The sequence below is a fragment of the Nonomuraea sp. NPDC005730 genome (assembly GCF_040630865.1).
Lineage (GTDB): Bacteria > Actinomycetota > Actinomycetes > Streptosporangiales > Streptosporangiaceae > Nonomuraea.
In genome coordinates this window covers 34839-42769 of record NZ_JBEXYK010000063.1, presented here as the reverse complement: position 1 = coordinate 42769, position 7931 = coordinate 34839, and the positions used below count along the sequence as shown (strand labels likewise).

Below are 7931 nucleotides of genomic sequence, written 5' to 3'. Positions count from 1 at the left end.
GGCACGGCGGACACGGCACGGCGGACACGGCACGGCGGACACGGCACGGCGGACACGGCACGGCGGACACGGCACGGCGGACACGGCACGGCGGACACGGCACGGCGGACGCGGCACGGCGGACGCGGCACGGCGGGCCAGGCAGAGCTGGCCTGCCGGACACGGCCCGCCCGACGCGATCCAGCGCACGGCCGGGCAGACGCGGCCCGTCGGCTCGCGGCCCGGTGACACGGCCGGCAGATGCGGCCCAGTGACACGGCCGCCCAGTGTCTCCCAGTGCCGTGCGCCGTCCCCGACCTCTCGGTCGGGCGCTGCTCGGGCCCGTGGCCGACACTGTCCCGCCTCTCCAGGCCACCTCCACGACGGCCAGAGCTCTCGCATCGGCCTCAAAGGCCCTATACCGCCTCAAAGGCCCTACACCGCCTCAAAAGCCTTTACAGCGGCCGAGAAACTGCGCCAGCTCAACAACCAAACCCGACGCCTCCCTCTCGGCCTGAGGCTCCCGCGCGGCCCCCTGAAGGTCGGTCCTGACAGCCCCATGTGCAGCCGCCACGCCTTCCTCCGGTCGCCGCCAGCCACTCGCCTCAACCCCATGCCCGTACCGGCCGGCGCGAGCCCATCTGACGACCCGGCCGACTATCCCCCGCCCATCCACAGCCTGTGGAAAACTCCCGTCGCCTTCCACAGACATCACTGCGGCGAGCAAGATCCCCATGGCGCAGTCGTATCACTCCGCCAGAACATGCCAGGCAGCCGAGGCCCTGCTTCGCCGCCCCGGCGTTCCTGCTCTCAGTCGTGCCCCTTGCCAGGCGGAGCCTTCGGAGCGTACTGAGCTTTCAGACCCCAGCTCAGGCTCTCGTCGCACTGACCTTCGGCCTTCGCCGCCTTGGACCTTCGACCCCAGTCACTGCCCCGCGCCATGCAGAGCCTGCCCAGCTGGCCAGCAGTCCGTCACCCTGAGCAACTGCCCGATCGGAATCCGGCGTCTCCCCGCACGGCACAGCGGTTGAACATGCGAAGGCGGGCTCTGGCCTGCTCTGAAGCTGAAGCTCCGTAGGCCTGCGGTGTAGAGGCGTGCGACACAGAGGCGCGCGGCCCTCGCACTGGTTCGACGCCATGCCGGATCCCGCACCGGATCGCCCAGAGCCCTGCAGCAGGGCCACGCTGGGCCACACCGGACCCCTGCGCCGAACTTCGACGAGCCCTGCACCGAGCCTGGCCGAGCCTCTTGGCCGAGCCTCCGGCGGGCGCGCGCACGCTGCACCTTCTCGCAGAGCGGCGCAAGCCGTCCGGGCATGCCGACAGAACGAGGCACCCACCACCCTCGTCAGGACATGCGGAAACGTGGTGCGACTCGACAGGGAGGAAGGCATGCCACAACCGGACATCCCCTCATCCCCGTCTATCGCCCCTCAACCACACCCGACCAGCTCGAACACGGCCCTTGGAAGACAAGGGACCGATCCAACGCCGTCAGGTCAGGAACCCACCCCGTTGGAGGCGGGCCAGCTCATCCGGATGTTCGTCCCCTTGGGGCTGGGGAAGACCTCGACGTCATCGGCCAGACCCGTGATGACGGCGATGCCGAAGCCTGACATGAACGAGTCAGAGAGCATGCCCAGATCGAGCGGCTGCTCCTGTTTGATCTCGTCACTGGGGGCCAGATCGCTGACCGTGACCTCGAAACGCCCGGAGTCGTCACGTAGCTCGATGCGGATGGGCTCGCCCGGGCAGTGAAGTCGATGCGCCTCGACCGCCCGGGAGCATGCCTCACCCACGGCGAGCCTGACTTCGTCCAGCAGCGATTCCTCCACGCCGGTACGACGGGCGATCGCCGTGGCCACCAGCCGGGCGGTCCGCACATGCGCGGGGAGAGCGCTGAACGTCAGCTCGACGGTAGCCATGCTACTTGTCTTTGCCGTGAGCTTCCTTGGCCTCGTCGACGGAAGCGTAAATCCCGAAGACCTTGGTCAGACCGGTGATGCGGAAGATCTTGAGGATGCGCTCCTGGGTGCACACCAGCTCAAGCGAGCCGTCGTGCGCCCGGACCCTCTTGAGCCCTCCGACGAGCACTCCCAGCCCCGTGGAGTCGAGGAAGTCGACCTTCTCCATGTTCACCAGAAGGTGGAAGTTGCCCTTGTTCACCAGGTCGATGAGGAGCTCACGCAATCTCGGCGCCGTGTAGACATCGATCTCACCCTCGACCTCCACGATGGTGAGTCGGTCTTCGGTGCGGTGATCCAACTTCAGATCCACAGATCCTCCAGCGCCTCGCCTGCGAAAGTACTCTTGCGGGCCTGGCAATCTGGAGCGTGGCCCCAGACTGTCCGACCCTGACGCGCGGCATTCAACCACGCGTCTGGCTTGTGTCTATACGAAATCACGATTCCCGGCGACTTTGCCCATCGATGCAAGACTGGAAACAGTGACTTCCTCGGCATCCTCCCCACAACAGGCAGGTCCACTCCTCGCCCACCTGCTCGGAGTTCCCGCACGTCATGAGCGTGTCACCCATGTGGAGCATGTTCCAGCACGTCAGGCGGGTCAAGCCCGTTGGCCGGACTGGGCTCCGGAAGTCCTGGTTACGCGCTTGGCGAACCGTGGAGTCACAGGACTCTGGCCCCACCAGCACGAAGCCGCCGACCTGGCTTTCCGTGGCCGAAACGTGATCATCAGTACGGGAACGGCCTCGGGCAAGTCCCTGGCGTACCTCACGCCGGCGGTCGCCTCCTGCCTCGACGGCGGCACCGTCCTGTACCTGACGCCCACCAAGGCCCTGGCCGCCGACCAGCTCCGCGGCCTGCGCGAACTGCGCATCACGCAGGTGCGCGCCGCCTGCTTCGACGGCGACACCCCCTTCGAGGAACGTACGTGGGTCCGTCAGCACGCCAACTACGTCCTGACCAATCCGGACATGCTCCACCGCGGCGTCCTGCCTCGCCACGCGCAGTGGTCGTCGTTCTTCCGCCGCCTGCGCATGGTGGTCGTGGACGAGTGCCATGGATACCGCGGCGTCTTCGGCTCGCACGTGGCCCAGATCCTGCGCCGCCTGCGCCGGGTCTGCGCCCGGTACGGCTCACGCCCCACCTTCGTGCTCGCCTCGGCCACGGCGAGTGAGCCCGGCGTGTTCGCCATGAGGCTGACGGGGCTTGAGATGGACGAGGTGACCACGGACGCCTCGCCGAAGGGTTCCACGACCATCGCCCTCTGGGAACCGCCCCTGACGGATCTGCGGGGCGAGGGAGGGGCTCCCGTGCGCCGCACGGCCACCGCGGAGACCGCTGACCTCCTCGCGGACCTGGTCCTGGCGAACGTACGGACGCTCGCGTTCGTACGTTCGCGGCGCGGCGCGGAGACGGTCGCCCTGTCCGCCCGCGCCAAACTCGCCGACGTCGCCTTCTCCGTCACCGCCCCCTGGGCTCCGCACGACGCCCCCGACGCCACGGGCCCCGAAGCCAACGTGACAGGCGGAGAGATCCGGGACCCGCGCCACTCCACTCCCCCGAGCCCGCTCACCTGGGCCATCCCCGACGACGCCCAAGACCTGGCCGCCCTCCCCGACAAGGTCGCCGCCTACCGCGCCGGCTACCTCGCCGAGGACCGCCGCCTCCTGGAGAAGGCCCTGCGCGCCGGCACCCTCATGGGCCTGGCCACCACGAACGCCCTCGAACTCGGCGTGGACGTCTCGGGCCTGGACGCCGTACTGATCGCCGGCTGGCCCGGCACCCGCGCCTCCCTCTGGCAGCAGGCCGGCCGGGCGGGACGCGACGGCCAGGACGCACTCGCCGTGCTCATCGCCAGGGACGACCCCCTGGACACCTACCTCGTCCACCATCCGCAGGCCCTCTTCGGCCGGCCGGTGGAGGCGATCGTCCTGGACCCGGACAACCCGTACGTCCTGGGCCCCCACCTGTGCGCCGCCGCCGCCGAGATCCCGCTGACGGACGACGACCTGCCCGTCTTCGGCACCACCACCCCCGACGTCCTGGAAGACCTGGTCGCCCGGAACCTCCTGAGACGCCGTCCCGCGGGCTGGTTCTGGACCCGCCGCGAACGCGCCACCGACCTCGCCGACATCAGAGGCGGCGGAGGCGCCCCGATCCAGGTGGTCGAGTCGTCGACCGGCCGCCTGCTCGGCAGCGTGGACGAGCCGTCCGCCCACACCACGGTCCACACCGGCGCGGTCTACATCCACCAGGGCGAGACCTTCCTCGTGGAGACCCTCGACCTGGACGCCGGAGTCGCCCTGGTCGAGGCCGCCAATCCCGACTACTCCACGTTCGCCCGCGACATCACCGACATCTCCATCCTCGCCGCCCAGCGCTCCCGCCCCCTCGGCCCGGGAACGCTGCACTTCGGCGAGGTGGAGGTGACCAGGCAGGTGGTCTCGTACCTGAAAAGACGCCTCCAGTCAGGCGAGATGCTCGGCGACGAACCCCTCGACCTGCCGCCCCGCACCCTCCGCACCCGCGCGGTCTGGTGGACCCTGCCCGCCACGGCGGTAGCGCCGCTCGCGGCGGCGGACATCGACCTCGGCGGCGCCGCACACGCCGCCGAGCACGCCTCGATCGGCCTGCTCCCCCTGTTCGCCACCTGCGACAGATGGGACATCGGCGGCGTCTCCACCGAACTGCACGCCGACACCGGCCTGCTCACCGTCTTCGTGTACGACGGCCACGAAGGCGGCGCGGGCTTCGCCGAACGCGGCTACGCGCGGGCCACCGACTGGCTGACGGCCACGCGTGAGGCGATCGCGTCCTGCGAGTGCGAGCGCGGCTGCCCGTCCTGCATCCAGTCCCCGAAGTGCGGCAACGGCAACGAGCCCCTGCACAAACGCGGCGCGCTCCAGCTCCTGGACATCCTCCTCACCCCCGGCCGCCCGTCCTAACTGTCGCCCTTCTCCGGCCGGCGCCCCGCATACGCCCGCTCTTCGTCGTCGTCGGAGGCCCAGAAGTCGCCGGCACCCGGCAGCGGACGCTCCCAGAAGCCGCTGTCCTCCATGCATCTGGGCGACGGGGGCAGGTAGTCGTCCCAACGCTGCTCCAGAGGGGTGGCAGGTGGGACGGCGGGGCCGGCGTCGGGCTCGGGAACGTCCGTGACAGCCGTACCGGGCAATGCGGTGCGCGGCGGCTCCTGACGCGCATCCCGCCCTGTCTCCCCCGCTGCTTCCCGGCCCGCTTCCCGCCGAGCCGCATGACGGGCTGACTCCCGTGATTCCTGGGCCGCGCGTAAGTCCTGCACGCTCAGATGGATCGGCAGAGCGACCGGCGGCGCCTGCCCCGACGTCCCACCCGGCATCTGAGCCACCCTGGGCTCCGCCTCCCGCCACCCCCGAGCGTTGTACGCCCCCTGAGCCTCCCCCGGCATCTGCGCCCTCACCGAAGCGTCCGCCGCCTTCCCTTGCACACGCGACGCCTCCCGAGCCTCTGCCGCTCTCACACCCTCCACACGCGACGTCCCCTGAGCCTCCGCCGCCCTCATGCCCGACACATGCGACGCCTCCTGAGCCTCCGCCGCCCTTCGATCCTCGCGTCCGAGAAGCGGATCGGGCGTGGTGGCAGCCCTTCCGGGAGCACGTTGGGACGTCTCACGCGCCTGCCGCTCCGCCTCGTTCGCCTGTTCGCCGGGCCCTTGCCCGATCGCAGGGTCGGGCAGCGGGGGCAGGGGGCGCGCCTGGGGAGGTTCCGGCATGCGCGTCCTGGCGACGGCGAGCACCACGGCAGGACGTCGGGACGCTGTCCTGGCTCGCGGAACCTCGTCGGTGTTGTGCTGAACCGCCCCGCTTCCTGCTGATGTGGCTGCACGGCCGGCCGAAGCCGCGACGCTCCCACCACTCCCAGCGCCGGCGGCCAGCGCGCGCCTCCGAGCCCATGCCCCGGCGTGCGCCGCGAGCAGCAGAAGCAGCAGACCGCCTGTCACATACATCCCGTACTGCCCGATGTTCCCCATCGGCGACTCGTCCGACTGCGCCCGGACGCCGCCCGCCTGGATCGCAGCCGCTTCGGTTTCGTCGTCCGCGCTCTTGTTCGTCCCGGACGCTTGCTGGCGGCCCGTGGCGGCCGCGGTCGGGGTCGGGTGGTTGCCCTTGTCGTCGGTTTCCGGCATCGCGGGCAGGGCGGAGGTGCGCCTGCGGGTCGTCGTCTTGCGGGTGGGTACGGTCGTGGGCTTGACGTGCTTCTTGGCCGGGAGGGTCGGCAGCGGATCGACCCGCGTCCTGCCGTCCGTCTTCGGGGTCTGCTGCTTGTTCGTCTGTTGCCTGGTCGTCTGCTTCTTGGGCTGGGACGCGGCCGGCGCGGGAACCGCGACGTACGCGGCACCCGATTTGCCGGACCCGACCGAACCACCGTCCCCGTCGCCGCGGAACGCCTTGACCGTGATGCCCACCCGCCGCCCCGCCGCCTTGGCGGGCACCGCGAGCACGGCCTTGCACGCGGAGCCCGAACACGCGTTGTCCGCGGACAGCCGGCCCACGACGCCGGACTGACTTGTGGCGACTTCGTAGGACTGGAGATCCGGCTCCGAGCCCTTGCTCCAGGTCACCTCGATCTTGGTGGTGCCCTCCAGGCGCGCGTTCACGATTCCCGGGGGCTCGGGAGGTCGCCGCAGTTTGAACGTGCTGCCGGCATACCTGGCTCCCGTGATGTCTCCCTTGAGCGTCACGGTGAAGGTGCCGTTGGGCGCGCTGCGGGCGTCGAACGTACCGGAGATCGTCTGGTTCGCTCCGCCTCCGGCGATCCTCCGGCTCGGCGTGGAGGGACCTTCGACGTACAGACCCATCTTGAGCTGCATCAGCCCGGTCTGAGCGGAAACCGTCACGGACGACCCCGTGACCACCTGACCGTCGGAAGGCGACGTGATCTGCCCGGAGACTTCGGCCTGCCGCGTCACCACAGCCGCCTGCGCCGACCCGCCAAGGACGATCGAACCCGCCACGACCGCCACAGCGGCCACCACTCTGCCAACCACCGTCACGACGATTCCCTCCACAGAGAGCCTCGCGCCGCATGACCGTCCAGGGGGCGTGCACGCGACGACCGGAAGTGCAGTCCGCCCGGCCGATGCGGTCACCGACCGCTCCCGAATTCGTCCTGTTGGCGACGTTCTGGAAGCGCGCCGTAGATGGCATGAACCGAGGGTAAGCGGAACCTTATGTGACGTAGCGAACTCTTGGACACCGCGTCCAAGAAGTCGTGACTCGATTGCGACATTGCTTCGCAACTCACAGAAAATATCGCGTGTTTGACGGGGATTGCCTAAAACCAACAATAAACCCCAGCCGAAAGGTCGGCCTTTCTATCCACCACACAACTTCGACCCAGCCATTCGCGCCAAACCTCACGCGAGAACAATCCCGACGATCTCCCGCCCCGCCTCACACTGGAGGCTCCTGCAGAGCCTCCACCGCAACGCTTCACGCCGGCACGCCCTGCGGGCTTCCCCGCAACACTTCACGTCGGAACGCCCCTTCGGGCCTCCCCCTCGCCACGTCGCGCTGGAACGCCCCTGCGAACCTCCCCGTGGCGCTTCACCCTGGAGGCCCGCCCCCCACGCTAGACGCACGCCACTGAGGCGCCCCTCACCTCGACACGAACACCGCTGCCCTGTGGGCCGTCCCAGCGCGTCCCACCGCTTATCCATGTGCTGTCTCGGCCGCCCACCGCTCTGCGCCGCACCCGCGCTTCAGCCTGCTCCGCTGGGCTCCACGTCAAGCCACCGTCGACCAATCCCCGGCGATCCTCGCGCCTTGCTGCGCATGCCGTCGAGCGGAAAGCTCCAGCGCGCGAGCCGCCACACCCTGCACCTCACGCCACCACCGATGACCAGCAGCCCGCGCCACAAAGCTCTGACTCATTTCGCTCACCTGAAGCTTTATCGGCTCACCACAGAAAGGGTGACCAGTTTTACGAGGTCACCCGCACGGATTTCCACAC

At 69.5% G+C, this 7931-nt stretch carries 4 protein-coding genes; 1 reads left to right on the top strand and 3 read right to left on the bottom strand.

What is annotated here, in order from left to right:
- Positions 1–1478 precede the first annotated feature (1478 nt).
- Entirely contained in the window at positions 1479–1904 is a 426-nt protein-coding gene (locus ABZ444_RS42320; RefSeq protein WP_358009658.1) for an ATP-binding protein, read from the bottom strand.
- Position 1905: 1 nt separating this feature from the next.
- Positions 1906–2256, bottom strand: coding sequence for an STAS domain-containing protein (locus tag ABZ444_RS42315; RefSeq protein ID WP_043629845.1), 351 nt, complete (start codon positions 2254–2256; stop codon positions 1906–1908).
- Positions 2257–2476: 220 nt separating this feature from the next.
- Here ABZ444_RS42315 and ABZ444_RS42310 point away from each other — a divergent pair, with 220 nt between their 5' ends.
- The gene (locus tag ABZ444_RS42310) at positions 2477–4888 is read left to right on the top strand and encodes a DEAD/DEAH box helicase (RefSeq protein ID WP_358009689.1); all 2412 of its coding nucleotides are present in this window, start codon (positions 2477–2479) and stop codon (positions 4886–4888) included.
- Here ABZ444_RS42310 and ABZ444_RS42305 read toward each other — a convergent pair.
- Positions 4885–6987 carry a hypothetical protein gene (locus ABZ444_RS42305; RefSeq protein WP_358009656.1) on the bottom strand — a complete coding sequence of 701 codons (2103 nt, stop codon included), beginning with the start codon at positions 6985–6987 and terminating at the stop codon, positions 4885–4887. The two genes, ABZ444_RS42310 and ABZ444_RS42305, sit on opposite strands and share 4 nt — an antisense overlap.
- Positions 6988–7931: the final 944 nt, after the last annotated feature.